This is a genomic window from Maricaulis sp. (genome assembly GCF_017642925.1).
GTDB lineage: Bacteria > Pseudomonadota > Alphaproteobacteria > Caulobacterales > Maricaulaceae > Maricaulis.
Genome location: NZ_JAEPOL010000002.1, coordinates 146804 through 172337, shown reverse-complemented (window position 1 = coordinate 172337; position 25534 = coordinate 146804). Strand labels below are relative to the sequence as shown.

Sequence of the window (25534 nt, the reverse complement as noted above, 5' to 3'; positions counted from 1 at the left end):
TTGAGCTCAGCAGCCACCGTATCCTCAAGACGCTTCAACAAAACCGTCGTCAGCGCCAAGAGGCTGAATTGAGCAGGTCTATGGATCCGCTCTCTGCGAGTCTGATGCCGCTATCAATCGCAATCGCTCGCCTATCGGCGAGGACGTACTTCGCTCTCCCTAAGGGCGATGAACCCGAGAAGGACTAGATTCTATGAAAAGTATGCCGCCACACGGTAGTCGGGTCGCGTTCTACAGCCGTTACTCGACTGACAGACAAAGCCAGAGCTCAATTGAGGGCCAGGAGCGCCTTTGCGCAAATTACGCGGCTGAACGTGGCTGGCGGGAGGCTGGACGCTATAGCGATGCCGAACGTTCAGGAACCACGACACAAGGTAGGGTCGGCTTGTTCAAGATGTTGCAGGCGGCCGAACTAGGAGAGTTTGACGTTCTCCTCGTCGAGGACATTGATCGCGCCAGTCGCGATGCCTCCGACATGCACTTTATTGCTAAGCAACTTGAAGAGCTTGAAGTGGTTCTGTGTACGGTCAGCGGTGGTGTCGTTTCTGATATCGAACTCGCCTTTAAGGCCGTTCAGAACCAGCAATTCATCAAGCAGAACGTTGCAAAATCCAAACGCGGTCAGGAGCTCGCTATTAGCCAAGGGCGTATGTCAGGCTCGGTCGCTTACGGTTACCGTAAGGTTGCCAGGTTTGACGATCGCGGGGAGCCTATCAATGGTCTCCGTGAGATAGACCCTGATAAGGCCTCGATTGTTCGGCGAATTCACATTGAGTTCGACGCAGGCCGAACTACGTTCGAGATTTGCAAGACCCTGAATGCTGAAGGCGTCCCCAGCCCCAAGGGTAAACTCTGGAGGCCAGGCGCTCTCCTGGGCAATCGCCAGGGCGGGAGTGGGATTCTGAGAAACCCAATCTACATCGGCCAGTTTCAATTCAGAAAAACCCACCGTCGCCTGCGCAAGGGCGAAGTAAAAATGACGTATAAATCCGAAGCGGAAAGGCTGATCTCGAATCACCCCGAATTAAGAATCATCGACCAAGAACTCTGGGATCGAAACCAGGCGCGTCTCGCAGAACATCTGGATCGGCCATTCTTCCGGAAAAAGCGAAACCGTTTTGCATTCAGTGGAATGGTGTATTGTGGCGAGTGCGGATCAACGGCGATCGTGTCTGATGGGAAGTATCTGTGTACTGGACGGCGCGATAAGGGCATATGCACAAATACGCGGCGGGTCTTCCGAGATGTCGTCGAGGGAACCGTCTTTCAAAAAATTAAACAGCATATCCTGGACGCGGTTGTGCTCGGGCCGGCGCTTGATGCTTTTCGCGATGAAGTCCAGCGCGCGCATGCGGACCAAGCAGAAAGGCTTAGGAACCAGACCGCCTCTCTTCAGGATGTTGAAACTCGTATCAGCAATCTGATGGACCAGCTCTCCAGCGCGCGCGAGACTTCATACGCAAGCGAAATGCTAATCAAGAGGCTGGATCAGCTTGGCGCAGACAAGCGGCAGCTGGAAACCCGGATCCAGCGTACGCCACCACCGATGCCCCTCGGCGAGACCGATGAGATTATCGCTGCGATCTCTGACACCATTGATGGCCTCACCACAGACCTTCAGGCTGACGAGGCGGAAGCTGCGCGCGCTAAAGAGTTGCTTCGCGGACTCGTCAGTCGAATTGTGCTTACGCCTGTAGGTCCTCAGAAAGATGGTCGGGGCGCTGGAGATATTAGGGTAACGGTGGAGGGGCCGATCGCCAACTTGATCGATCTGTCCGATTTAAGCATCGATCGCGTTACGAAGAATGGACATCGGCCGATGTTCGAACTTGATAACGCGAACCTCGTTTGGACCTTCTCATACGAGCTGAAATGGGAGGACACTCGGTTGGACGTGGTGCGGTTGGACCTCGGGGTCATTGGGCGTTTGCTCGATAATGCCGACCTTCCCACATCCATGGATGTCATGGCGGAGGCGTTGGCGGCGGAGGATGAAAGTCAAGGCGTGCTTCCGGATCGTTCCCCTGCCCATCGAGCTCGCAATGCCACAGCCTACCTCCAGGATCGGGGATTGACCCGTTGCATCAACTTGCGGAGTGCGGACACAGGTTATGTATGGAACGAGCGTGGGCTGACGGATGTTGAATGGAAAGCTCTCATTGCTGAGCCACCCGTCACTCGGACCATTCCGGTCATGCGGGTGTTGCCGCCGGAAGCTGTGGTTGTGTTGGTCAGCTGACGGGCGCGCGCGGCCGACATGCTCGATCACATCGGCGAAGGCCAGATCCTGTTGGCTGACCTGGCCTATGACTCAGACGCCCAGCGTGAGAGCCTGAAATCACAAGGCGCGTGGGGCTGCATCAAGCCGGTCTCGCGCCGCAAGAGCCCGCCCAGCTTCAGCCCTTTCCTTTGTCGATGTCGTAATCCCGTCGAGTGCTTCTTCAGCAAGATCGAGTACTTAAGGGCCTTCGCGAGCAGGACGCATATAGGCTTTCGAGCCGCATAACTAACTTGTTTGTTTAGTCTCTTAAGGAATTTGTAGACCTTAGAGGGCGGGTGTTGGCCGGCAGAGGTTTCTGGTAAACTGCATAAAAACTATATTTTGGTGAGTGGGCGCGAAGTGGAAAGTTGACGCGCATCAGACCTGTTTGGACAATCGACGTAGTCGGCAGAAATGTTTGGTTGACCTGTAAAATAATTTTCTTGCAAATTTCAATTACTTGTGTACATTCTGATAATGTTGGGTGGCGGTGTCACCCATTCCCCCAAAATTGTCAAGATAAGGATATCTCCCATGGAGGTTTCGCACCTCGTCATGTGTGACGAGCACGTCATGCTGTCGGCGTTCAGCCTGGCCGGCAATATCGATCTCGATACCCGTGGACACGCAGAGTGGCGGATGGGTACGACGGTGTCGTACGGCAACGCCTTTCCGGTCATCATCAACAAGGGCGGACAGCTCGAGAAACTGCTGCTTCCGATCGGCATTGAAGCATCCAACCCGCCGGCGGCTCCCGACCCTACCGCGGACTGGTTTCCAGAACAGCGCGCCCTTATTCCGATGATCCGCTATCGCGCACGTCTCACATCGCCGTCAGGCATCGCGCAGTACAAGTCGGTGGCCGCTTGCAAGGAAAACGAAATCTTCTTTGCTGCGGCACACTGGTACACGACGAGCGATCCTCGCAGGCCCGGCGCAGTACAGCCGGCCTTCACCGCGGCGGTTGGTGATCGCGTGGCCTGGGCAACGTCGGAGCTGTTTGTCCTTACCGCTGATAATGCGAGGACTTGGCTCTACCCGGACGAAGGCACGGCGCCGGCGAAAGCGAACGAGGACTTGTTCAGCTCCGACTTCCGGCGCGAACTGGTGAGCCACTAACTGCGGGCCCATGGACCGCTTCAAGGCGTGGTCCGCTCATGGCTCTCCTGGATATTGAGCCAGAACCGCACTGTCGTGCCCAGGCCCTCGGCCAAACGGTGCGCCAGAGCTTCCGTCAGCCGCCCACCTTCCAGCAATGCTATGACATCCGGAACTGGCGCGCCGATCCGCCCCGCCAGTTCCGTCTCGTCCCAACCGAGTTCGGCCAGAAACTCTTCGCGCAGGATTTCACCAACACTGGAGCGGATTCTCTCGCGTTCATCCATGACTTTCACTCCGACGGAGAAATTGCCTCATCTCTTCGGAATATATATCATGAACACCCCAAAACACCTCGTAAAAACAGAAACTTCCATTCGTCACCAAATCGGTGACGAATGGAATGCCGGCACGTCGAGGCATTCGATTGCCCACTAATCGCGATAGGTCCACTCGTGGATCCTGTCGATCTCGGATGTGATTGTCTGCGGATCCGTCAGCGCGTCCCGTTCCCTTTCCAGGCGCGTTCGCGCCCAGGCAACGGCGTCTGATGCGCGATCACCTTCCCAGCGTGCCAGCGCATTGATCATGCGTCCTGCCGGTCCGCGTCAGTCTCCCTGTTGCTGCAGAAGCATATCGCACATCTGAGGAAGCGCGGAAAAATCTATTCTGCAGGAAAGGGCATCGGCCTTGAGTAGCGCTACGGGCAAGTATGGGTGAAATTTTTCGAAAACAAGCCGGCCACCATCCGTGTCAAATTCCTCGATGTTGGCAGAGCCAATCTGACGAAGCGCTTTATAGATATCGTGATCTTCTTGGCGTGTTTTCGCCACAAGAAACCCATCATGCAACTCCACATCAAATCCATGGGAGCGCAATGCTAGCGCGAGACTGGCCGATTTTATCGAACCGCAGCGCGTTGCAATAGCGTAGGACTTTTCGCCAAGCGAGAAAACCGGGCAGGAACGAAATCCCAATTCAGCATAGCTACGCCGAGCTTCTTTCAAAAGCGTCGTGGAAACATCGTCCATATAGATTGGCTGGCAGTCGCTCTCGAGAAGCGCGAACATTCGCTCGACGACGGTGTCATGAACTTCGCCTGGGTCCCCTCCGAAGACTGGAGGCGTGCCGGCCGCGGCTGGCATTACCGTGACCACTTTGTCCTGATCGCTCACCTCAAGAACCAACCATCGTCTTCCCGAGAAAATGACCATCGTGCCAGGGGCGAGAACATTATCGACGGGAAGTGTGCCGAGCTCCTGTCCCTCAGCAACCAGCCGATACTCCTCTGGCGTCTGGAAAACGGCATAAAAACTATAATGTTCAACAAGCTTCTCACCTGCTCGCCCCAGAAGCAGCTGACCATCATCGGCTTGCTCGAGCAGCTCTACATCCGGATCGCCAAGGGCGCGCAACAAGTCAGCAAAGATCGGTGAGCTTACCAGTTTAAACGGTCCCGCCTGGCACAAGATTCGATGGAGAGTGCTAGCCGAAGCGCCGCCCCGCTCGGCGATTACCGAAAGGACCTGATGCACTAAGGTTGAAAGGTGCAACGCTTGGGGTTTTGGCGGCTCGCACCACCCCTCGAGAAGCAGCTCAATCATAGCAACAGAACGGACCAATCCAAGACGCAATCGATCAACAAAGCTACTTTCAGAATTAAGGCATGCTTCAATTGCGTACTGGCGCAGAATGGCTGGCTGCCCCTCCCTACGCCCAGAACGCCCCAGTCGCTGACGAAGCGCTGAAACACTGAAAGGCGCACCAATCTGCGCGACACACGATATGTCCCCGATATCGATTCCGAGTTCGAGTGTCGACGTGCACACTGCTGTTGTGGGTTTGGATGGGTCCTTTAGTCGTCGTTCCACAAAGTCCCGATGCTCACGGGATAGGCTCGCATGATGCGGGTAGAATTCCTGAGGCAGATGCTCCCTTTCACAACGTTCCCTCAACCGATCTGCATAGATCTCCACAGATTGCCGAGAACCGGCAAACACCAAATTGTCGCGACCTCTCAAATGTTCAAAGATGTGATCAGCAATAGCGTCGGTGGTGGACAACTGGCTCTGATCGCCATCACCAAGAGTATATCCGCGTAGTTGGAGCTGAAGCTCTGCCTCTCCTCCCTCAGATTCGATCAATGCGACATTCTCTGGATCCTCTGGGCGCAAATATTTGCGAGCCAGTTCCATATCACCGAGTGTAGCGGAGAGCCCCACGCGTTGGATCTTTCGCCCGGTAGAGAGTTCCAGACGGGTGAGAAGTGATCTCATCTGCACACCACGCTCGCTGTCGAGCATGCTGTGAAGTTCGTCAACGACTACCGCCCGAGTAGCCCCAAAAAGACGCGGAATTTCCATCCCTCGCCGAAGAAAAAGAGCCTCGAGAGACTCTGGTGTTATCAGCAGTATTCCGCTTGGCCGTTTCAAAGCACGTGTTTTGATCGATTGGGAGACGTCGCCGTGCCAAGGAGTCACTGACAATTCTGCTTCGCTGCAAATATCCTTTAGGCGATCCGCCTGATCCGTAATGAGCGCCTTGAGCGGTCCTACATAGAGGAGGTCGAAGCCGACTCGCTGCGAAGGAGTATCGAGGACTTGGGAGATCAGCGGCAGAAACGCGGCTTCGGTTTTCCCTCCAGCCGTTGAAGCCGCGACAATCAAGTCCTTGGCGCAGTCTGTATAGACAGCATGGATCGTACGCGCCTGTATGTCGCGCAACTCTCGCCAGCCTTGTTGGCGAATCCATTTTTGGATTGGCCACGCAAGCTTTTCGAACGCTCCGCTCACTGGATTACCTCATAGCTTGAAGCTAACGAGGTCATCCCCATGTGCTGAATGCACCCCAGCTGAGTCTTCGACGTCAGCCAGGTCCTCACCGCCATCTTCTTCAACTTCGAGCCGATCAATCAGGTCAGTCCATTTCACGTCTGGGTTTTGTTCCAGTACGGAGAGCAAATTGACGAACGCCGTCACGGTATTTCGTGGTGTTCTGAAATAGGCTTCACCAATTCGCTGCGAGCAATGCGCCATGAACCCTTCCAAGGCTTCATCGGGTAAGGCGCTCCGATCCTCCTGCACAACGGCGCGAATGTTCGAGAGAAGCACAAACAAATCCTCTGGTGTCAGGCTGGCCAACCGCACAACCGGACCAGAAAGATCAACCAGACCATCTCTGGCGAAAGAGTTCTCAGCGAGACGGGACTGAAGCGCTTCATAGCTGTAAAGCCCTCGGCGCGTGTTCATTAAAAACTCTGGTGTGCCACCTAGAAGGAAGCCGATACCTTCGGCCGAGCCCTGAAGAACGTCGTTCAAAATTCGGAGTATTTGTTCGTAGTTGGCATTGCGCGCCTGTGACGAGGTCAGCTTGTACAGGTTTGCCATCTCATCGAGGCCCACGAGGAGCCCCTTATAGCCTGCCTCCCGCGCAAATGCGGACATGAGTTTGAGATGATCATAGACACCTGCGTCGTCGATTATGGTTCTCACGCCCAGTGCTTTGCGAGCGTCAGTACGAGTCGCAAACTCGCCCCTCAGCCAGCGCAAAACAGAGGATTTCAAATCGTCGTCGTGGGTTTCGTGTGCCTCCCAATACCGCCGGATCACTTCCGCAAACTCGAATCCACCCGTTAGCTCTTCAAAATGTTCAAGGCGTTCCCGAATTACCTGCCCCGTGGGTACACTTCGTTCTTCAGCGCTACGATGGGCCTGCGAAACAAATCGTTCCACGACACTGGCAAGTGCACCACCGTCGGGCTTTGTGCGTGTCGACAGGTTCCGCGCCATCTCAGCATATAGCCCACGCGCCTGGCCGCCAGTCGCATGCAGGCGACGATCGGGTGCCAAGTCGGCGAACATGACGACCAAGCCCTTCTCCAGAGCAATAAGCCTGACCAGATTCATAAAGAAGGTCTTGCCCGAGCCATATTCGCCGATGATGAACCGTATTGCCGAACCACGATCAGCAATACGGTTCATGTCTCGTATCATCTCTTCGATCTCTCGGGCGCGCCCAACTTGGATGTGACGCAATCCCAGTTTAGGGACAACACCAGCGCGGAGGGCTTGCATAATGGCATCACGTTCACGCGGTTTCGGTTTCGGCATGTTGGGCCTCCCTAAAAACTGCCTTTACGGCTTGAGCAACATCCGGCGCGACGTCATAGCCATCGTACTCATCAAGTAGAGCTTCGCCATGTGCCTCGAACGCCCACTCATTCACGGCTTCCAAGGCGCCTGCGACAAGAAGGTCGCGGCGCTCACAAAGCTGCTGGAAGCCCTCGTCTGACCAATGAGTCTTTTGCACCAGGTCGCGGATCAGCTCAGAGTGCTTGACATCAAGCCCCGCGAGAGCTGAAGGCGAATGCGAAATGGCAGCGTCTTCGTCATTTTCATCATCAGAAAATATGTTTCCGAGAACAGTAGAAACGCGCTCGGTGTCTGAACGTATCTTCGCAATCCGCGAAGCATTGAGGGCCGCCCCACGCATCTCATTCACAGTGGGGATCTGTTCACCTGGCAGGGCCGGCCGTGCTGCTTTTACTGTTTTTGGCCGATCATCGATGTTTCCGGCGTGCAGATCAGAATACGCCAGCGCTGGGTCGAGCCCCAGTGCCTTGTAGATCTTTTCAATTCCAGAAACCTCTTCTGACACGACAATACCGTCCGCATAGGCGGCAGAAACCACCGATGCGCGCAACGCAGCGTGGTGCTCTTCATCCATGTCCTTCAGCCGCCGCCGAAGCAGACTCAAATCGGGCGGAACCGCAAGAAACCAATCTAGATTGGCTTGCAGGCGTGCCCTTTCCTCATCTTTCAACCCCTCCACCGATAAAACTTGGTCTGCAAGGGACTGGCGTTCCAACTCCACGACACGACCGTCTGCATGAGCCACGAAAGTCGCGACGGCCAGCTCCATCAGGGCTGATCGATATCTAGGCGAGACGTCTTCCAAACTTTCAATTGGACCGCCAAATTCGAAAATCACAGCGGGCTCGTCCAACTTCGGCGAGCGTAGCGCGTATCGTGGATCAGGAGCCAAGCCGAAGCCCAACCGTGCTAGAGCATCAGCTGCACTTGTCAGCACCCGTTTAGATATTTTCTCGGGACGTCTTCCCTGCAAGCGCTCAACAACATCGGCAATGGGGACCAGACCTCCGGCGGCAGCGATTTCCCCTGCCCACAATCCAAGTGCCTCCACTTCGCTAGATGGGAAAAGGGGGCGCAACTCCGCAGGTAGCAAAGCATGAGCCTCAAGACTTCCGCGCCCGTCAGGCTCTCGTCCGAGATACCGGCTGTATTTGTCGAGATCATCCATCGCCCGTTCGGCAAGATCTTTCGCGATGTCCAGGGGCTTGCGGAGATTGGAGACATCCGGAAGCGGTTTTCCATCAAGCGTGGTAACAAGTTTCACATCAAACTCGCCTGATGCGGCGCGATAGCGTGCATCTAGGGACTTTCTTGGCTTGGTGACTTTGTAACCATCAGGATAGCGATCGTCGAAGCGAAGTCTGAAAAGGACACGGAACTCTTCCGAACAGCGCTTCGCAGGGGTTCTCAGGCCATATTCTGGATGACAGACCAACCAACTCAGGATCCAGTCGGAGTTGAGAGGTTTCCCGGTTTCGATTTTGGCGCCAAGCCCCATCTTGAGAGAAAATGGGAGTTCCCAGCCTGGGTTGTCATGGCTCGGCGTTATGTTCTCGCAGCCGAAGACCGCGACTTCAGCAACCTCAATGAACTCTCCCAGATATCGTTGGACTGAACGGTTCTCAGGATAAAGCAGTGCCAACCGCCTGACTTCCTCAAGCAACTCGGCCTTCTCGCTCTTGGGAGGGGCATCAAGGAAAAAGCGGCGTTCGAGGCCATAAAAGTAGAGGAACATATACCCGGGATCGTAGGCCGGATCAGATCGCCCGGTCGCCAGCCAGTCCAGATAGGTTCCGCGGCAGTTTGGCGGGATGGCCGAGTACCCTGGCCAATATGGCAAATTAAAACCATCGCGATCCGAACCATAGGGCGACACTGGCAGGGATGGGTCAATATATGCCCGGCACACATCACGATATCCATAGGTGTTGAGGGATGGTGGCGTGCCTACATAGATCATTCCGCCCAGATCGCGTCCGCCAACTGAAACGGTTTCACCGGCTGGCACCCAGCCCTGATGCCGTGTTATCGGGCCTGCTTGCTTGCGAGCGACGTGAGTTTGGTCTTGTGGGGCGTCGCTCCGCCGCACGGCACGGATTATCGCAGCATAATCTTGTTTTGGAGGGCGGTAGTCTGCCGGCGGAGTTGGGCGCTTGTATACGGAGTGCGGCCTCTCGCCAGACTGTTCTTGCATCGGTTTGAAGCTAGCCCTGTCGGGCGATCTTTGTCGAAAGGTGCTCGATGAAAGGTTATCAGAGGCTGACGCTGGCCTCTTGTTCGTTCGGCGTGACTTCCTGTCACCGCGATTCCCCCCAAATAGCCAAACAACTAGGCCTGGAATGACCAGCGATAGGAAAAGGCGGGCGTCAAGCGGCATGCTCCCCGGCAATACCGCCAGCAACACAACACTAAAGACGATGAAGAAAGTGGCCCTCGACTTCATGGCGAATTTGCCCCCTCTTCGCCACGATCGAACACCTTGAATACAGCCCGAGCTGAAGCGCTTCCCATTTAACCCCTACGCCTCCCGCGTAAACCTTAGCCAACCTAAGGGTGATGCGGAAAGCGTTTTATGATCGTGCGCTTTATCGATTGCACGAAGAACCAAGGAAGAAGCGGACCAATCCGACCTCGGGCCGTCGGTAGCCGGCCCACGCCTCCAGCCTCTGTTACCGTGCGCCGAAGAGATCCGAGCGTTCACAATTGTGGTTGAAAGCGAAATAGAGCCCCCTCAAACAGCCCCATCCTTCAAGGCACGGCCCAGCACAAAGCGATTTAAGTCGCCAACCACCGCAGCAAGCGTGTGGACACAAAATAACTTTTGCGCGAATAGGTAGAAACAAGTTCGACTACTGGAGGCGGTGCTCGATGGATGGCCACTCTTTCCTGTCTGCCTGGCGACGCGGAGGATCCGGTGCGCCGGAGCCTCGCCCATCGGTAATTCCTGAAGTCGATGATAGGCCTATCGGTGACTCACGTGGCGGGGAAATTGAGTGTGAGGGTCAGTCCTTCATGATCGAGTATCTCGATTCAAAGAACGATATGTCATGCCGCAGCATCACGGTGCACTCAGTAAAGTACAATGCCAAAGGCAACCCCTATTTGTCCGCTCATTGTCACCAACGAAATGCCCCACGCCACTTTCTGCTTGATAGAATCGAGTGCTGTATAGACTTCGACGGGGTCGTGCATGAGACCAAGCCATTCTTAGTGGAAACTCTAGGCTTTGACGCGGAACTGCCCAGGCCCGTGAACAGCCCCCGTGCGAGCAGAGTCAATGTCGCCCGTGAGCGGGCACGCCCACATGCAATCCTCCTGGCCTGTTTGTCGCGCTGCGATGGCTATATGCACCCCGACGAATTCGCGATTCTCTGCCAGCATTGCGAACAGCTTTGCGACGATCTCACACTGGATGAATGCAACGAGCTTGGAACAAGCTACCGCCGCTTGAGGCCAACTACCGAGCAGATGATGGAGGCTATAGAGATGATCCGGGCAGAAACTCCGATCATTCTTGAGAAATTTCTCGTGACCGCACATCAATTGATCGCAGCAGATGGGAAGCTCACAGCCGATGAGGTCCGTCTTTTTGACGAGTTTTCTAGCGAGCTAACCGGCGTCGGTTGGATCGAACCCGGCTAGCCTCTTCTGTCATGAAGCTTCGCCCGAATCATCCCGGGCGACTTCCGACCACATCAAACATGGTGCCAAGGCAAAGAACGCGGGCGAATTTTTTGCGTTCTTTAACGTGGTTAAATTTCAATATTTTACGTTGGGTGTGTTCACTAGGCACATGGCGCGTTGTTGATTTCCATGTACCAAATCGTGGTGCGCTGCCGGTGCCGGGGTCAAGGCGGTGTGTGTCGTCGGTCCGCTTCAACCGATCCCGACCATCATTCTTGACCTTTTCCGCTCATGGCAGCACTAATGGTGTGTTGATTTCCGTTCGGGGGCCTATGCGGCACGCTCTGACATTTCTGCTGATTGCCATGCTTGCCTGGCTCGGGCCTGCGTCCGGGACGGAGGCGCATGCGCATGAGGTCGGGGCGGAGCATCATCATACGGATGTGGCGGTCGATCATGATCATGAGGACGCGCATCATCATCGGGGATCGGATCGTGAGATTGATCTGGCCAAGATGCGCAAGGCGGCGGATGTCGATGCGGATGAAACCGGGGACGTGATCCTGCATGCCCATGTCCACATGGATGGTGCGCCGATGGCCGCGTCCATGAACCTGCAAGCCACTGAAACGACGGGACCGGTGCGGTCCCTGAGTCATGTCGTACCGGAGCCTGATCCTGGATTGGACGGGCTGAGACGGCCTCCCAAATCGATCCTGTAACGACCTGAACTGGCAGTCGGCACGACCGGCTGCGCGTTGCTATTCGTTTACAGGACAACTTTCCATGCGAACCTCATCATGTTTGCTCGCGCTGGTCGCGATGCAAATCCTTGTGGCACCCGCAAATGCGGTGGCCCAAAGCGCTCAGCCGTCCGTGCTGAGCCTGGACGAGGCGTTGGCGCGAGCCCTCGTCGAAGCTCCTGAACTAACCGCTGCCGATGCCCGTATCGATGCCAGTGCCCAGCGCATTGACGGTGCGGCCCGGCGGCTCAATCCGACCCTCGATTTCACCTCCGAAGGCGTGCTGGGAACCGGGGACCGTAATCTTTTTAACGAGGCGGAAGCCGCTGTCGGCGTCATGCAGCCCTGGGAGCGTGGGGGTGACCGTGAAGCCCGCTCAACCCTGGCCGAACGGGACCGCGATCTTCGGGTCGTGGAGGCCGAGATTGCCCGGCGCGATCTGATGCAACAGGTCGAGCTGGCCTATCTCGACACCCAGGCCGAGCGCATGCGCCATGCCATCGCGGAAGACCGGATTGCTTCGCTGGAAGCCCTGGCCGCCATTGTCGACCGCCGCGTGCAGGCCGCCCGTGACCCGCGCATGGCGCGGGACCGGATAGAGGCCCGATTGGCCGAAGCCCGGATCGAGGCCGGATTGGCCCGCCGTCGTGTCGCGACAAGTGCCACCATCCTGGCCTCCTATTGGGGCGGCCTGCCGGACTTCACGGTGGACACGCAGAGCTTCCTGTCTCCGGGTGATCTGGGTGCCAGCCCGGCGGACCGGGACACGCCGGAAATTGCCCTCCTGCGAGCCCAGAGAGCCCGCAGTGATGCGGAGATCGGTCTGGAAACGGCCCGCGCCGTGCCGGACGCCAATGTCGGTCTGGAGCTGCGTCACTTCCAGTCCTCCAATGATGTGGCGCTGGGGGTTCGTTTCTCCATTCCGCTGCAGGTGTGGAATGCCAATCAGGCCAATATCGCCTCGGCCCGGTCTGAAGCGGCGGCGATTGATGCCGACCTGGCTGCCCGCGAACGGGTCGTCCAGCGACAGGTCCAGGCCCTGATCCTGCGCCGTCAGGCTGCAGCCGGCGAACTGGCGGCCCTGGAAGAGACGGTGATCCCGCCTCTGCAGACCGCCCTGGAACAGGCCCAGACCGGCTTTGCCCGCGGCAGTTTCTCCTTCCTGGAAATCTATGATGTGCAGCAGGCCCTGATCGATGCGCGGCTGCGCTCGGTCGATGCCCTGTTCGCCATCCATCAGTCCGACATCCAGCTACGACGCCTGACCGGCGGCAGCCCGAACATGCCGCAGGGCATGGGAGACCAGTAATGACCATCCGAAACATTTTCACGGCCGCCCTGTGCGGCTCCACGGCACTTATGCTGATCGCCTGTTCCCCTAGCACCCCGGAAGCCTCCGAAGGGGGAGGCCATGGTGAAGCCGCAGCCGAAGAGTATGAGCGTGGCCCGCATCGCGGCCGCATGCTGCGCCAGGGCGATTTCGCTCTGGAACTCACCATTTTCGAGGACGGGGTCGATCCCGAATTCCGCCTTTTCCCTTATCTCAACGGACAGTCGGTTGATCCCTCGCGCGTCAATGCCACCATCGAACTGACGCGTCTGGGCGGACAGGTCGACCGTTTTGCCTTTGCCCCCCAGGAAGACTTCCTGCGCGGTGATGGTGTGGTGACCGAACCCCACTCCTTCGATGTGGCGGTCACAGCTTCCATGCCGGGCGTGAACGGACGCTGGCAGTATGAGTCGTATGAGGGCCGCACCACCATCTCCGCCGAACAGGCCGAAGCAGGCGGCATTGCCGTATCCGTCACCGGGCCGGCGACGCTGGACGAGACGGTCGAGGTCTATGGCGAGATCGAACTGATGCCGGAAGGTCGCGCCGAGCTGCGCGGCTGGCTGCCGGGGCGTGTCGTCGCCCTCAATGCCAGCATCGGGGATCGTGTTGAAGCCGGTCAGACCCTGGCCCGCATCACGGCCACGGACAGTCTGCAGACCTATTCCGTCACCTCGCCAATCAGCGGTGTCGTGGTGGAACGCGGGGCGACGTTGAACGGTCCGACCGGCAGCGAGCCGCTCTATGTCGTCGCCGATCCCAGCCAGCTGCATGCCGAACTCTTCATCTATCCCGGCGATCTGGGCTCTGTGGCGACTGGTCAGCCGGTTCATGTGACCAGCTTTGATGGTGGACGCAGTGTGGAGAGCGAGATCGAATTCCTCTCCCCGATGATCGATCCGGCCAGCCAGCGGGCCATCGCCCATGTGGAAATCCCCAATGAGGATGGCCAATGGCGACCCGGTGAACGCATCCGCGCCCGTATCGAAGTGGGTGAATTCGATGTGCCGCTCGCCGTCCGCACGGATGCCTTGCAGCGCTTCCGCGACTTCACGGTCGTCTATGCCCAGGTCGGGAACACCTATGAGGTCCGCATGCTGGACCTGGGTCGCCAGACACCGGAATGGACGGAAATCCTGGGCGGCATTGATCCAGGTGTGACCTATGTCAGCGAGAACGCCTTCCTGATCACCGCCGACATCATGAAGTCCGGCGCGAGCCACGATCACTAGGAGCGGATCATGCTGAAATCGATTATCTACCAGTCGATCCGCTATCGCTGGCTGGTTCTCTTCCTCGTGCTCGCCCTCGGAGCGCTCGGGGTGTGGAACTTCCAGCGACTGCCGATCGATGCCACGCCGGACATCACGAATGTCCAGGTGCAGATCAATTCGGAGGCCGAAGGCTTCTCACCACTCGAAGCGGAACAGAGGATCACCTTTCCCATCGAGACCGCCATCTCCGGCATTCCGGGGCTGGACTATACCCGTTCGGTTTCCCGCTACGGCCTGTCCCAGGTCACGGTGGTCTTCCAGGACGGAACCGATATCTATTTCGCGCGGCAATTGGTGAATGAGCGGCTGCAGGCCGTTCGCGACCAGCTGCCCGAAGGGGTGACCCCGGAAATGGGTCCCATCGCCACGGGTCTGGGCGAGATCTTCATGTACACGCTGGAGATCGAACCGGGCGCGACACGCGATGACGGGTCGGACTGGACAGCCGAAGACCTGCGCACCCTGCAGGACTGGGTCATCCGTCCGCAGCTCCTGCGCACACCCGGCGTGGTCGAGGTGAATACAATTGGCGGCTATGTCCGCCAGTATCATGTCACGCCGCACCCGGACCAGCTGGCCGCCTACGGGCTGACGCTGGACGATGTGGTCGAGGCCCTGGCCCGCAATAATGCCAATGCCGGCGCGGGCTATGTCGAGCACAATGGCGAACAGCTGCTGATCCGCTCGACCGGGCAGGCCGGTTCCATCGCCGATCTGGAAGCGGCCGTCATCACCAATCGCAATGGCCAGCCCATCCTGATCCGGGATGTGGCCGACGTGATCATGGGTGAGGAACTGCGCACCGGGGCGGCCACCGAGAATGGTCGCGAGGTCGTCCTGGGGACGGTCTTCATGCTGATGGGCGAGAACAGTCGTCAGGTCGCACATGATGTGGCCATCCGTCTGGAAGAGGCCGCCGAGGCGCTGCCGGCGGGTATTCGGGCCGATGCGATCTACAACCGCACCGAACTGGTCGACCGCACCATCGAGACCGTTGAGAAGAACCTCGTCGAAGGGGCGCTTCTGGTCATCGTCGTGCTCTTCCTGCTCCTAGGGAATGTCCGGGCCGCCATCCTGACGGCGCTGGTCATTCCGCTCTCCATGCTGATGACCATCACCGGCATGGTGGAGAACCGGGTTTCCGGCAATCTGATGAGCCTGGGGGCGCTGGACTTCGGTCTGATTGTCGACGGGGCGGTGATCATTATCGAGAACTGCCTGAGGCGGCTCGGTTTGCGGCAGCATGAATATGGCCGCCTGCTGACCCGTGAGGAGCGCTTCAAGGAGACCGCCGAGGCTGCGGCCGAGGTGATCCGTCCCTCGCTCTTCGGCGTGCTGATTATCACCCTGGTCTATGTCCCGATCTTCGCCCTGACAGGCGTGGAAGGGAAAATGTTCCACCCGATGGCCTTCACCGTGGTTTTCGCCCTCACGTCGGCGATGATCCTCTCTCTGACCTTCGTCCCGGCTGCGGTTGCGATGATCGTTACGGGCAAGGTGCAGGAAAAGCCGAACATCCTGATGCGCGGTGCCGCGAAGCTCTATGCCCCGGTTCTGGGCATGGCGCTGAAATTGCGCTGGCTGGTGGTGGCGGGGGCCGTGGCCCTGGTCGTCGTGGCCGGGATGGCTGCCTCTCGCATGGGCTCGGAATTCATTCCGCAGCTTGAGGAAGGCGATATCGCTCTGCATGCCCTGCGCATTCCCGGCACCAGTCTGAGCCAGGCGCTGGAGATGCAGACCCATCTGGAGGAACAGCTACGGGACTTCCCGCAGATCGAGCGGATCGTATCCAAGATCGGCACCGCCGATGTGGCCACCGACCCGATGCCTCCCAGCGTGGCGGACACCTTCATCCTCCTGCATCCGCGCGAGGACTGGCCCGATCCGCGCCTGCCCCGTGAAGACCTCGTCGCCCAGCTCAACGAGGTTGTCCAGCAGGTGCCGGGCAATCGCTATGAATTCACCCAGCCCATCGAGATGCGGTTCAATGAGCTTCTCTCCGGTGTGCGGGCGGATGTCGCGGTAAAGGTGTTCGGCGATGATCTGGACGAACTGCTGGCCATCGGTCAGCGGATCGAGGGGCTGATGGGACAGGTCGAAGGCGCCCGGGACATTTCCCTGGAACAGGCCACCGGTCTTCCCATGATGCAGATCGAGCCCCGCCGTGAGGCGCTGGCCCGATACGGCCTGTCCGTCGATGACGTGCAGTCCGTGATCCGCACCTCTTTGGCCGGGACACGGGCCGGACAAATCTTCGAAGGCGACCGAAGGTTCGATGTCATCGTCCGTCTGCCGGAGGATTTGCGGGCCAATGTCGCGCTTCTGGAGCGGCTGAACGTCCCGCTTCCGGCGACGGAAGACGGGCGCGTGGAAACCATCCCGCTGCGCGAGCTGGCCGACATCTCACTGATCATCGGTCCCAACCAGATCAGCCGCGAGAATGGCAAGCGGCGCATCGTCGTCACCGCCAATGTCCGTGGCCGCGATCTGGGGTCCTTCGTGACCGAGGTGCGCGAGCTGGTGCGAAATGAGGCCGAGGTGCCTGCGGGCTATTGGGTGGAGTATGGCGGCACATTCGAGCAGCTGATCTCCGCCGCCAACCGGCTCAGCCTCGTCGTGCCGGTCGCCCTGGCCCTGATCTTCCTCCTGCTGCTGGCCCTGTTCCGCTCGGTGGCGGATGCGGCTGTGGTCTTCTCCGGCGTGCCTCTGGCGCTGACCGGCGGGGTTGCCGCGCTGCTCCTGCGGGACCTGCCCCTGTCGATCTCGGCCGGGGTGGGCTTTATCGCTCTGTCCGGGGTGGCAGTGCTCAACGGTGTTGTAATGGTGAGCTTCATCCGCAGCCTGATGGATGAAGGCAAACCGCTTGAGGAGGCGATCCGGGAAGGGGCGCTGACCCGCCTACGTCCGGTTTTGATGACCGCGTTGGTCGCCAGTCTGGGCTTCGTGCCGATGGCGCTTAATGTCGGTGCCGGTGCAGAGGTCCAGCGGCCTCTGGCAACGGTCGTCATTGGTGGCATTACCTCGTCGACCTTGCTGACCCTGCTGGTGCTTCCGGCCCTCTTGCGCATCGTCCGGGGCTTCCTGGGCGGCAAGGCAGGCACGCAAACCCAACCCGCACGCGAGGAACTCGCCTGATCCCTTGTGACCCGGTTCGGGCTTAATGCCCGGACCGGGTCAACGACCCGACTTCACTTCGGAGTATCACATGTTTTCATTCCCGCCCGTTTCGGGCTCAAACCGACCGCTCTGGGCGGTCTTCGCAGCTCTCGCTGCGTGTTTTCTGGTGGGCGGCGATGCGCTGGCCCACGGGGTCACGGAGGGCGACAAGGGCTATATCCAGGAGATCACGGGCATCAATCTGATCCCCTTTCTCTATCTGGGCGCCAAACACATGGTGACGGGGTATGACCACCTCCTCTTCCTGTTCGGCGTGGTCTTCTTCCTCTACCGGCTCAAGCATGTCGGCATCTATGTCAGCCTGTTCGCCATCGGCCATTCCACCACCATGCTGGCCGGCGTCTTCTTCAATATCGGGCTGAACGCCTATCTGATCGACGCCATTATCGGCCTGTCCGTCGTCTACAAGGCGCTGGACAATCTGGGGGCTTTCCAGCGCTGGTTCGGCGTTCAACCCTCCACCAAGGCTGCCACGCTGGTCTTCGGCCTGTTCCACGGCTTCGGCCTGTCGACCAAGCTGATCGACTACGACATCGCGCCGGACGGGCTTCTGCCCAATCTGCTGGCCTTCAATGTCGGGGTCGAGATCGGCCAGCTCCTGGCCCTGGCAGCCATCCTGATCGCGATGGGCTTCTGGCGGCGCACGGCGAGCTTTGCCCGTCATGCTTACCTCGCCAACACCGCCCTTATGTGCGCCGGCTTCATCCTGATGGGCTATCAGCTCACCGGCTATTTCGTCGCGTAGACACAGACTTTCGGAGACTACCCATGTTCAATTCCCAACTCCCGTCCCGCGACGATCTTCCGTCCAGCGAGAGCCTTCTGAAATCCACCCTGGTGGCGCTGTTGGCCGCCATCGTCATCCTGGTGACCATCGTCCTGCCCGCCGAATACGGCATCGACCCGACCCGGATCGGTCGCGTCCTCGGCCTGACCCAGATGGGCGAGATTAAGATGCAGCTGGCCGAGGAAGCCGCTGTTGACCGTGAAACCAGCACTGCCCCGCAGACCGAGACACCGGCACCGCAGGAGGCAGTCGTCTCGTCTGCCGCTGCCATCCCGCAGGACACGCCTGTTGAAACGGCGGTACCGGAGGAAGCCGCACCGGCCGATGAAGCTCCGGCCGAGCCAGCCGCCCCGGAATGGCGCGACACGATCTCCATCACCCTGCAGCCGGGCGAGGCCACGGAGGTCAAGCTGACCATGCGGCAAGGGGAGGTCGCCATCTATGAGTGGACGACCGATCAGGCCGGTCTGAACTCCGACCTGCACGGTGACAACCCGCAGGATGCCTTCATCTCCTACCGCCAGGGTCGCAATGAGCCCGGCGACAGCGGCGAGTTCACTGCCGAGTTCGACGGCGCTCATGGCTGGTTCTGGCGCAACCGTTCCGAGGTCGCCGTGACAGTCACCCTGCGCACGCGGGGGGCCTACAGCGAATTCAACCGGCTGTTCTGATGGATGATGGCCCGGTCGCCTGGCCGGGCCGTCAATCGGGTTCCTGGAGAGCGGCATGATCCGTATCGGCGAGGCCTTTCAGGGCCGCGACAATCGTTTCACCCCGATCCGGGTCGTCTTGGCGAGCCTGGTCATCCTCGAACATGTGTTCGTGGTGGCGATGGGAACGGGCAGCCAGTCCCTTGTCAGTCTGCAGGGCTGGTCGCTCGGCTATCTGGCCGTGAATGGCTTCTTCATTCTCTCCGGCTTTCTCATTGCCGGGAGTCTGGAGCGGCGGCGGAACCTGTTTCGCTTCGTGGTGGCGCGGGCGTTGCGGCTCTGGCCTGCTCTCATCGTGCTTGCGCTCGCGGCCGTCCTGATCATCGGCCCGGTCGCAACCGGCCTGTCTCCCGCGGCCTACTGGCAGTCTGCGCAGACCTGGCTCTTCATCCCGAACATAGTCTTCTTTGCCGACACCTCTGGTGGCCCGGCGGGTGTCTTCACCGGCAATCCGGCACCGGGTGAGTTCTCAGCCTCGCTGTGGACCCTGCGCTATGAAGTCCTGGCCTATGCGGCTGCGGCATTGCTGTTCTTCACGCGGGCGCTGTGGAGACCGCTCACGATCAGCCTGCTGTGGATCGGCATGTCAGCCCTGGCTGCCTATTTGGCCCTCCGGCACCCGGAAGTACCGGCCGTCTTCATTGAGGGAAGTCGGCTGGCAGCAGCCTTCCTGCTGGGTGCGGCGGCATATACAATGCGAGATCGCATCCCGCTGACGCTGATCCCTCTAGCCGTGGTCTTGCCGATGGCTTGGCTACTGGGCGAACACCCTGCCGCACCGGTCGTCTGGAACCTCGTTCTGGCGACGCTGATCCTGTGGGCTGGGTTGGCGTGGCTCGATCAAGTGCCGACCGGTTCTGGCCTGCCGGATTGGTCTTACGGCCTGTACATCTGGCATTACCCACTCTTCCAACTGATCTGGCATTGGGGCTGGGCAACATCGCCGCTACAGCTCGCGATGATAGGCGTCCCGATATCGACGGCGGTGGCCGCCTTGTCATGGCACTTCGTGGAGAAGCCTGCATTGCGGTTGTCGGGGCGGCTGTTCAGATCAGGGGCCGGCTGAAGAGCCCGGCAGACCGATTTTCACCACCATTCGAACGGAGCACACAATGCTTTGGCTGGTCATCAAATCCCTCATCTCCGGTGTCCTGGTCGGCATCGTTTCGGAAGCCGCCAAGCGCAGCGCGGCCATGGGAGCGTTGGTCGCTTCCCTGCCCATCGTCTCCGTCCTGGGCATGGTCTGGCTATGGCAAGAGACGAAAGACACGAACCGGCTCGCCGACCACGCCGAGGCCACCTTCTGGTTTGTCTTGCCGTCCCTGCCCATGTTCCTGCTGATCCCGACTCTCCTGCGTCGCGGCGTCGGCTTCTGGCCGTCCCTGATGCTGGGCTGTGTGGTCACCGTGGGGCTGTATCTCGCGATGACGTGGCTGGGGCCGCGACTGGGGTTGCGGTTGCCGTTTTGATAGGGATCTGGAGAGCAGGTCCGACCGCGAATACAGATCAGAACGGACGTGTACGGCAGCACCACAAAGCATCACTTGATTTTGCCCCGGTGATGCCGGCGAACAAAGTCTTGTACCCACTTGGCTACATGGCGTCCTGTCTCAGGATTGAGCAGCATCGCTAAACCCTAGAGCCGTGCGCATCGCGATGTCTCCTCCTGCGCCAAAGCGGGCGTGCCATCACGCGACACATATTTCTCGGTCGCTCTGGACTTTTTGGAGCTTGATCTGTCCAAACTTCTGGGACTTCGTCCAACCGCCTATGTCCGCCAACACGTAATGGTTAAGAGGCTCTGGCGGGCGCTAATGCCAGAAACGACGAAGGGTCTATTCGCAGGCATGTGCTGAATATGTGCTGGAAAGTTTTGCCGCGGTCCGGGTGGATGCGGTGGTAGAGCGCTGTAAATAATGGCGCACCCAAGAGGATTCGAACCTCTGACCTCTGCCTTCGGAGGGATTACGACTAGCTCCGTCGATTACCGAAAGGGGCACGCCATGATGCGCTATGTTACTGTAAATAAAAAGGAATTTGATTTCCTTCGCCGACAAGCCTATCCTTCTGTTCGCCACGGTTTTCGCCCTGCTGCTTACGTGGTGCTTACGCGGGTTTTCGGGCATGTGACGGAGGAAGTCCATGGCTAAACTTACAAAACGCGTCGTCGATGCGGCGGAAAGCCGTCGCAGTGATTACGTGATCTGGGACGATGAGCTACCCGGTTTCGGGCTTCGTGTCTTCACATCAGGCAAGCGCAGCTATGTGATCCAGTATCGCCAGGGAGGACGGTCGCGGCGCTACACCATCGGCCTGCATGGTATCTGGACGCCAGAACTGGCCCGCCAGGAGGCCAAGGTCCAACTTGGCAGGATCGCGCGCGGCGAAGACCCGGCCGAGGAAAAGCAGCTCGATCGCAAGTCCATGTCGGTCAAGGAACTCTGCACTCTTTATCTGAATGACATGAACGCCGGTCTCATCATGGGGAAAGGCGGCCGTCCAAAGAAGCACAGCACGATTGTGACCGATACCGGGCGGATCAACCGGCACATCATCCCGCTCTTGGGCAGTCGGCGGGTGCGTGACTTGACCAAATCCGACGTCAACAAGCTCCTCAAAGACGTCATGGCGGGTAAAACTCGGATTTCGGTCAAGACCGATAAGCTTAGAGGCAGGGCCATTGTCCGCGGCGGTCCTGGGACTGCCGCTCGAACCGTCAGCCTTCTCGGCGGTATTCTTACCTATGCCGTCGATGCTGGGATCATCGAGCGGAACCCGGCGCATGGCATCAAGAAACCGAAGGATAACGTCCGCAAGCGTCGGCTGTCCGAGGCGGAGTATCGCCTACTTGGTGTCTTGCTGCGCAAAGCAGCGCAGAACGAGAATTATGCCATGACCGTCGAGATCATCCGCCAGATCACCATGACGGGTTGCCGCCGATCGGAAATGATCGGGCTAAGCTGGAGCGAAGTTGACGCCCAAGCCAGTTGCCTGCGCCTTGAAGACAGCAAGGAAGGCTATTCCATTCGGCCCATCGGGCTGCCTGTCGTGGAGTATCTGGAAGAGCGCGCCAAGTCGCGTATCGGCACTTATGTGTTTCCCGGCCGTGATGAGGACAGAGCGTTCGGCAGCTTCCCCAATCACTGGAAGAAGATCTTCACGGACTCCCCGCTTGCCGATGTCACTCCCCACGTTCTTCGCCATAGCTTCGCGAGCATAGCGAATGATCTCGGGTTCACGGAGATCACCATCGCCGCTCTCGTCGGTCACGCCAAGGGGTCTGTCACGAGCAATTACATCCACACCGTCGACACGGCCCTCATCATGGCGGCCGACACGATTGCTGGCTACATTCAGGGCCTGCTCGATGGCATCGAGTTCAAGCAGACCGCCTACGCGCTGGATCGGGACTCCCGGAAGACGTCGCTCGCGCGCTTCCTTCAGAAGGCAGCAGGCAACGACGACAGAACCGCCGACGTGGCGCAGCCTCTGGCGGCTTGAGGATGGCGGAAACGGCTGGCGGATCGTGGGTCAGCCTTGAAATTGGGGCGCCTCCAATATATATTCCGACACATCGGAAGATTTATTGGTTGGAGGCGTCCATGCCCGCGACTGAAATGCTGAAGGCCACGGAGGCGGCCGTGGTCGCCCGCGTCAGCCTGCGCGATGTCAATCGCGTCATCGACGAGCGCATCCTGCCCGAAACGCTGGTCTCGGTCGAAAACGGACGTTTCGTGCTAGGGGCCGCCTGCACCCTGATCGCCTTCTATTTCGAGAGCGCCAAACGGCTGACCTCGGAGGAACGCCTGTTCGCCATCCGCTCCGCCGAGCCACGGTTGCGGCGCTGGAACCGCGCAGCCACCGAGGCCATGCTGAAAGCCGACTGGACCGTTCGCCACGACTTCCTGACCATCGACCTTCTGCCCTTCTTCGAGCGTTCCGTCGCACGGCTGGAACGGCTGGACGCCGCGCGCGAGGTGGTCACCATCTCCGATGACATCATGGGCGGCACCCCGGTCATCAGCGGCACGCGCGTTCCGGTTCACGACGTCGCGGCCGCATTGGCGGCGGGCGTCCCCGCCAAGGAGATCCTTGAGGATTATCCGTCTCTGACCGAGGACAGGCTGGAATTGGCCGCGCTCTATGCGGAGGCCAACCCCCTTCGCGGACGGCCGAAGCCGCTCATCGCCAGACTGCCCGAAGGTGCGCGCATCCTCTCGGATCATCGCGTGCCGCGCAGGCGAGCCGGATGAAGTTCCTGATCGACGAATGCCTCAGCCCGAAGCTGACCGAGCTGGCTCACCAGAGGGGGCATGGGGAATCGTCCCATGTCGTCTGGCTGGGCCGCTCGGGCGCGAAGGACTGGGATCTCATCCCCCTCATCATCGAGGACGACTGGACCTTCGTGACCCGCAATTCCGTCGATTTCCGGGGCGCAGCCTCGCGCCCCGGCGAGAAAGGGCAATATGCCCGTGTCGATCTGCATGCCGGCCTGGTCTGCCTCAATGGCCCCGAGGGTATGACGCGAGCCCTCCAGTTGGAGTTGTTCGAGCAAGCCCTGCTCGAACTTGACGCCGATCCAGACCTTGTGAACCAGGTGCTTGAAGTCACGCTGGAGGACGATGACCATCTGCGTGTTATCCGATATGCGCTCCCCTCGGAGCCGGACCAGAGAACCTGACGGGAGCGCGATCAGCGCTCACGCGGCCAAGCCGCGTGCATGTCGTCGATCACATAGGCATGGGCATGGCGTCGACCATGCCCAGCTTCTGCGAGATGCGGATGGTCGGCCGACAGATCGGCATGACCGTGTTCAAGCACCTCTGGATCGTCGGCAGGCCAGACGGCGAAGCCGATGCCGATCGCGACAGCGGCCAGCGCGGCCAGAATGATCGCCGTCATCGGCAGGCCGAGCGTCGCGCCGGCCCACCCGGCAAGCGGATAGGCGATCAGCCAGCAGGCATGGGAAAGCGCGAACTGCGCGGCGAACAGCGCCGGCCGGTCTTCGGGATTGGCCGAGCGCCGGAGCAGCCGGCCGGATGGCGTCTGTGCCGTGGAATAGCCGACACCGAGCAGGAACCACAGCGGCAACAGCCAGCCGTAGCCCGGCAGCGCCGCCGCCGCCAGTGTTCCCACCGCCAGCAGCGATGCGCCACCGAGCATCGCCGTTCGATCTGGAATCGAGTCCAGCAGCTTCGGCAGCGCAAGCGCCGCGACCATCGAGCCGCCACCGAACGCCGCGAGGGCCAGGGCCATCGCCTGGTTGTCGAGGCCATAGACAGCCTGCACGTAAACGACCGTATTCACGATCACCAGCGCGCCCGCCGAGGCGACTGCGAGGTTGATCGCCAGCAGCCCGCGCAGGCGCGGCGTCGCCAGATAGATGCGGATGCCGCGCGTCGTGCGGTCGTAGATACCACGAGGTTTCGACGGTTTCGGACTCGGCAGGACGACCGAGATCACCAGAGCCGCCGAGACGAGGAAGCCGATCACCGTGCCGGCGAATAGGCTATGGAACGAGATGAAGGCGAGAAGTGCCGCCGCCAGCATCGGACTGACGACGCTTTCCAGATCGTAGGCCAGCCGGGAGAGCGACAGCGCGCGCGTGTATTCCTTCTCGTCCGGCAGGATGTCGGGGATCGTCGCCTGGAAGGTCGGCGTGAAGGCGGCCGAGGCCGATTGCAGCACGAAGATCAGAACATAGACCTGCCAAATCTCGGTGACGAAAGGCAGGAAAACGGCAACGGCGGCGCGGACGAGATCGAGCGCCACCAGCATGGCGCGCCGCGGCACACGCTCGGCGAATGCCGATGCGACCGGCGCGACACCGACATAGGCGATCATCTTGATGGCGAGCGCGGTCCCCAGCACCGCGCCGGCCTCCGCCCCCGCCAGTTCGAAAGCCAGCAGGCCCAGCGCCACCGTCGCAAGGCCGGTTCCCACCAGTGCGATGACCTGTGCCAGAAAGAGGTGGCGATAGGTCCGGTTTTCGAGGATCGCCAACATCACAGATACTTCGCTATTTCCTTGAACTCGTCGATCGACTGCCGCCGATCACGCCCGAGCGGCCCGACCACTTCTTCGAGGCAATGGTCGAGGTGATCCTGAATCAGTGTCTTCTTGGCCTGGGCGATAGCCTTCTCGACGGCATGGAGCTGCTGGGCGATGTCGAGGCACGGCCGCCCGCCCTCGATCATCTCGATGACGCCGCGAAGATGACCATCGGCGCGCTTCAGCCGCTTGACGATCTCCGGGTGGGATTGGTGAGTTTGGGATGGCTTGGTCATCGTCATATCCTATCCCCCTGTAGGGGATATGCCAAGATGGTCGAACGTCGAAAGCAGGTTGCTCGTTTGGCTATAGCGGCAGGTGAAGTCAGG

At 59.5% G+C, this 25534-nt stretch carries 22 protein-coding genes; 14 read left to right on the top strand and 8 right to left on the bottom strand.

Annotated elements, in window-relative coordinates:
• Positions 1-193 precede the first annotated feature (193 nt).
• From JJ918_RS02420 to JJ918_RS02410, 3 genes are all read left to right on the top strand, one after another.
• Positions 194-2239, top strand: coding sequence for a recombinase family protein (locus tag JJ918_RS02420; RefSeq protein ID WP_291882750.1), 2046 nt, complete (start codon positions 194-196; stop codon positions 2237-2239).
• Between the two features lie 18 nt (positions 2240-2257).
• Positions 2258-2506, top strand: coding sequence for a hypothetical protein (locus JJ918_RS02415; protein WP_291882747.1), 249 nt, complete (start codon positions 2258-2260; stop codon positions 2504-2506).
• Between the two features lie 288 nt (positions 2507-2794).
• Positions 2795-3379 (top strand): hypothetical protein, encoded by a 585-nt coding sequence (locus JJ918_RS02410; protein WP_291882744.1) that lies wholly within the window; start codon positions 2795-2797, stop codon positions 3377-3379.
• A 20-nt stretch (positions 3380-3399) separates the two neighbouring features.
• Here the strand turns inward: JJ918_RS02410 and JJ918_RS02405 are convergent, their stop codons facing one another.
• The 5 genes from JJ918_RS02405 to JJ918_RS02385 all read right to left on the bottom strand — a co-directional run bounded on the left by JJ918_RS02405 (position 3400) and on the right by JJ918_RS02385 (position 9952).
• A complete protein-coding gene (locus JJ918_RS02405; protein WP_291882742.1) occupies positions 3400-3645 on the bottom strand; it encodes a hypothetical protein in 246 nt (81 codons plus the stop codon).
• A gap of 147 nt (positions 3646-3792) precedes the next feature.
• Positions 3793-3948 (bottom strand): hypothetical protein, encoded by a 156-nt coding sequence (locus JJ918_RS02400; protein WP_291882739.1) that lies wholly within the window; start codon positions 3946-3948, stop codon positions 3793-3795.
• Between the two features lie 18 nt (positions 3949-3966).
• The gene (locus tag JJ918_RS02395; RefSeq protein WP_291882736.1) at positions 3967-6150 is read right to left on the bottom strand and encodes a DEAD/DEAH box helicase; all 2184 of its coding nucleotides are present in this window, start codon (positions 6148-6150) and stop codon (positions 3967-3969) included.
• Positions 6151-6159: 9 nt separating this feature from the next.
• Entirely contained in the window at positions 6160-7467 is a 1308-nt protein-coding gene (locus tag JJ918_RS02390; RefSeq protein WP_291882734.1) for an ATP-binding protein, read from the bottom strand.
• Entirely contained in the window at positions 7445-9952 is a 2508-nt protein-coding gene (locus JJ918_RS02385) for a TerB N-terminal domain-containing protein (protein WP_367277620.1), read from the bottom strand. The genes JJ918_RS02390 and JJ918_RS02385 overlap by 23 nt, the downstream gene beginning before the upstream one ends.
• A 569-nt stretch (positions 9953-10521) precedes the next feature.
• Here JJ918_RS02385 and JJ918_RS02380 point away from each other — a divergent pair.
• Positions 10522-11151, top strand: a complete 630-nt coding sequence (locus JJ918_RS02380; RefSeq protein WP_291882729.1) for a hypothetical protein — start codon at positions 10522-10524, stop codon at positions 11149-11151.
• A gap of 251 nt (positions 11152-11402) precedes the next feature.
• Here JJ918_RS02380 and JJ918_RS02375 read toward each other — a convergent pair whose 3' ends face one another.
• On the bottom strand, positions 11403-11702 hold the full coding sequence (locus JJ918_RS02375) for a hypothetical protein (RefSeq protein WP_291882726.1): 300 nt from the start codon (positions 11700-11702) through the stop codon (positions 11403-11405).
• A gap of 217 nt (positions 11703-11919) precedes the next feature.
• On the opposite strand from JJ918_RS02375, the gene JJ918_RS02370 reads away from it, so the two are divergent.
• From JJ918_RS02370 to JJ918_RS02325, 10 genes are all read left to right on the top strand, one after another.
• Positions 11920-13185, top strand: coding sequence for a TolC family protein (locus tag JJ918_RS02370; RefSeq protein ID WP_291882724.1), 1266 nt, complete (start codon positions 11920-11922; stop codon positions 13183-13185).
• Positions 13185-14438: an HlyD family efflux transporter periplasmic adaptor subunit gene (locus tag JJ918_RS02365; protein WP_291882722.1), complete on the top strand. Its 1254-nt coding sequence runs from the start codon at positions 13185-13187 to the stop codon at positions 14436-14438. Before JJ918_RS02370 ends, JJ918_RS02365 begins: the two co-directional genes overlap by 1 nt.
• 9 nt (positions 14439-14447) lie before the next feature.
• A complete protein-coding gene (locus tag JJ918_RS02360; RefSeq protein WP_291882719.1) occupies positions 14448-17615 on the top strand; it encodes a CusA/CzcA family heavy metal efflux RND transporter in 3168 nt (1055 codons plus the stop codon).
• Positions 17616-17685: 70 nt separating this feature from the next.
• A complete protein-coding gene (locus tag JJ918_RS02355) occupies positions 17686-18402 on the top strand; it encodes a HupE/UreJ family protein (RefSeq protein WP_291882716.1) in 717 nt (238 codons plus the stop codon).
• Positions 18403-18425: 23 nt separating this feature from the next.
• A complete protein-coding gene (locus JJ918_RS02350; protein WP_291882713.1) occupies positions 18426-19115 on the top strand; it encodes a transmembrane anchor protein in 690 nt (229 codons plus the stop codon).
• Between the two features lie 55 nt (positions 19116-19170).
• Positions 19171-20220, top strand: coding sequence for an acyltransferase (locus tag JJ918_RS02345; RefSeq protein ID WP_291882710.1), 1050 nt, complete (start codon positions 19171-19173; stop codon positions 20218-20220).
• 46 nt (positions 20221-20266) lie between these two features.
• A complete protein-coding gene (locus tag JJ918_RS02340) occupies positions 20267-20623 on the top strand; it encodes a DUF3147 family protein (protein WP_291882707.1) in 357 nt (118 codons plus the stop codon).
• A gap of 673 nt (positions 20624-21296) precedes the next feature.
• Positions 21297-22655, top strand: coding sequence for a site-specific integrase (locus JJ918_RS02335; RefSeq protein ID WP_080620466.1), 1359 nt, complete (start codon positions 21297-21299; stop codon positions 22653-22655).
• A gap of 101 nt (positions 22656-22756) precedes the next feature.
• Positions 22757-23407, top strand: a complete 651-nt coding sequence (locus JJ918_RS02330) for a DUF433 domain-containing protein (RefSeq protein ID WP_080620467.1) — start codon at positions 22757-22759, stop codon at positions 23405-23407.
• Positions 23404-23835: a DUF5615 family PIN-like protein gene (locus JJ918_RS02325; protein WP_147097739.1), complete on the top strand. Its 432-nt coding sequence runs from the start codon at positions 23404-23406 to the stop codon at positions 23833-23835. Before JJ918_RS02330 ends, JJ918_RS02325 begins: the two co-directional genes overlap by 4 nt.
• 11 nt (positions 23836-23846) lie before the next feature.
• Here the strand turns inward: JJ918_RS02325 and JJ918_RS02320 are convergent, their stop codons facing one another.
• Positions 23847-25160 (bottom strand): MFS transporter, encoded by a 1314-nt coding sequence (locus tag JJ918_RS02320; RefSeq protein ID WP_080620471.1) that lies wholly within the window; start codon positions 25158-25160, stop codon positions 23847-23849.
• Positions 25160-25441 carry a metal-sensing transcriptional repressor gene (locus JJ918_RS02315; protein ID WP_080622743.1) on the bottom strand — a complete coding sequence of 94 codons (282 nt, stop codon included), beginning with the start codon at positions 25439-25441 and terminating at the stop codon, positions 25160-25162. The genes JJ918_RS02320 and JJ918_RS02315 overlap by 1 nt, the downstream gene beginning before the upstream one ends.
• Positions 25442-25534: the final 93 nt, after the last annotated feature.

What these genes read in the sequence shown, in the direction of transcription:
- JJ918_RS02335 (WP_080620466.1), top strand. Translation starts at nt 21,297, where the DNA reads ATGGCTAAACTTACAAAACGCGTCGTCGATGCGGCGGAAAGCCGTCGC.
- JJ918_RS02410 (WP_291882744.1), top strand. Translation starts at nt 2,795, where the DNA reads ATGGAGGTTTCGCACCTCGTCATGTGTGACGAGCACGTCATGCTGTCG.
- JJ918_RS02350 (WP_291882713.1), top strand. Translation starts at nt 18,426, where the DNA reads ATGTTCAATTCCCAACTCCCGTCCCGCGACGATCTTCCGTCCAGCGAG.
- JJ918_RS02365 (WP_291882722.1), top strand. Translation starts at nt 13,185, where the DNA reads ATGACCATCCGAAACATTTTCACGGCCGCCCTGTGCGGCTCCACGGCA.
- JJ918_RS02385 (WP_367277620.1), bottom strand. Translation starts at nt 9,952, where the DNA reads ATGAAGTCGAGGGCCACTTTCTTCATCGTCTTTAGTGTTGTGTTGCTG.
- JJ918_RS02315 (WP_080622743.1), bottom strand. Translation starts at nt 25,441, where the DNA reads ATGACCAAGCCATCCCAAACTCACCAATCCCACCCGGAGATCGTCAAG.
- JJ918_RS02330 (WP_080620467.1), top strand. Translation starts at nt 22,757, where the DNA reads ATGCCCGCGACTGAAATGCTGAAGGCCACGGAGGCGGCCGTGGTCGCC.
- JJ918_RS02360 (WP_291882719.1), top strand. Translation starts at nt 14,448, where the DNA reads ATGCTGAAATCGATTATCTACCAGTCGATCCGCTATCGCTGGCTGGTT.
- JJ918_RS02390 (WP_291882734.1), bottom strand. Translation starts at nt 7,467, where the DNA reads ATGCCGAAACCGAAACCGCGTGAACGTGATGCCATTATGCAAGCCCTC.
- JJ918_RS02345 (WP_291882710.1), top strand. Translation starts at nt 19,171, where the DNA reads ATGATCCGTATCGGCGAGGCCTTTCAGGGCCGCGACAATCGTTTCACC.
- JJ918_RS02405 (WP_291882742.1), bottom strand. Translation starts at nt 3,645, where the DNA reads ATGGATGAACGCGAGAGAATCCGCTCCAGTGTTGGTGAAATCCTGCGC.
- JJ918_RS02340 (WP_291882707.1), top strand. Translation starts at nt 20,267, where the DNA reads ATGCTTTGGCTGGTCATCAAATCCCTCATCTCCGGTGTCCTGGTCGGC.
- JJ918_RS02320 (WP_080620471.1), bottom strand. Translation starts at nt 25,160, where the DNA reads ATGTTGGCGATCCTCGAAAACCGGACCTATCGCCACCTCTTTCTGGCA.
- JJ918_RS02380 (WP_291882729.1), top strand. Translation starts at nt 10,522, where the DNA reads ATGATCGAGTATCTCGATTCAAAGAACGATATGTCATGCCGCAGCATC.
- JJ918_RS02400 (WP_291882739.1), bottom strand. Translation starts at nt 3,948, where the DNA reads ATGATCAATGCGCTGGCACGCTGGGAAGGTGATCGCGCATCAGACGCC.
- JJ918_RS02375 (WP_291882726.1), bottom strand. Translation starts at nt 11,702, where the DNA reads ATGCAGGATCACGTCCCCGGTTTCATCCGCATCGACATCCGCCGCCTT.
- JJ918_RS02420 (WP_291882750.1), top strand. Translation starts at nt 194, where the DNA reads ATGAAAAGTATGCCGCCACACGGTAGTCGGGTCGCGTTCTACAGCCGT.
- JJ918_RS02415 (WP_291882747.1), top strand. Translation starts at nt 2,258, where the DNA reads ATGCTCGATCACATCGGCGAAGGCCAGATCCTGTTGGCTGACCTGGCC.
- JJ918_RS02370 (WP_291882724.1), top strand. Translation starts at nt 11,920, where the DNA reads ATGCGAACCTCATCATGTTTGCTCGCGCTGGTCGCGATGCAAATCCTT.
- JJ918_RS02325 (WP_147097739.1), top strand. Translation starts at nt 23,404, where the DNA reads ATGAAGTTCCTGATCGACGAATGCCTCAGCCCGAAGCTGACCGAGCTG.
- JJ918_RS02355 (WP_291882716.1), top strand. Translation starts at nt 17,686, where the DNA reads ATGTTTTCATTCCCGCCCGTTTCGGGCTCAAACCGACCGCTCTGGGCG.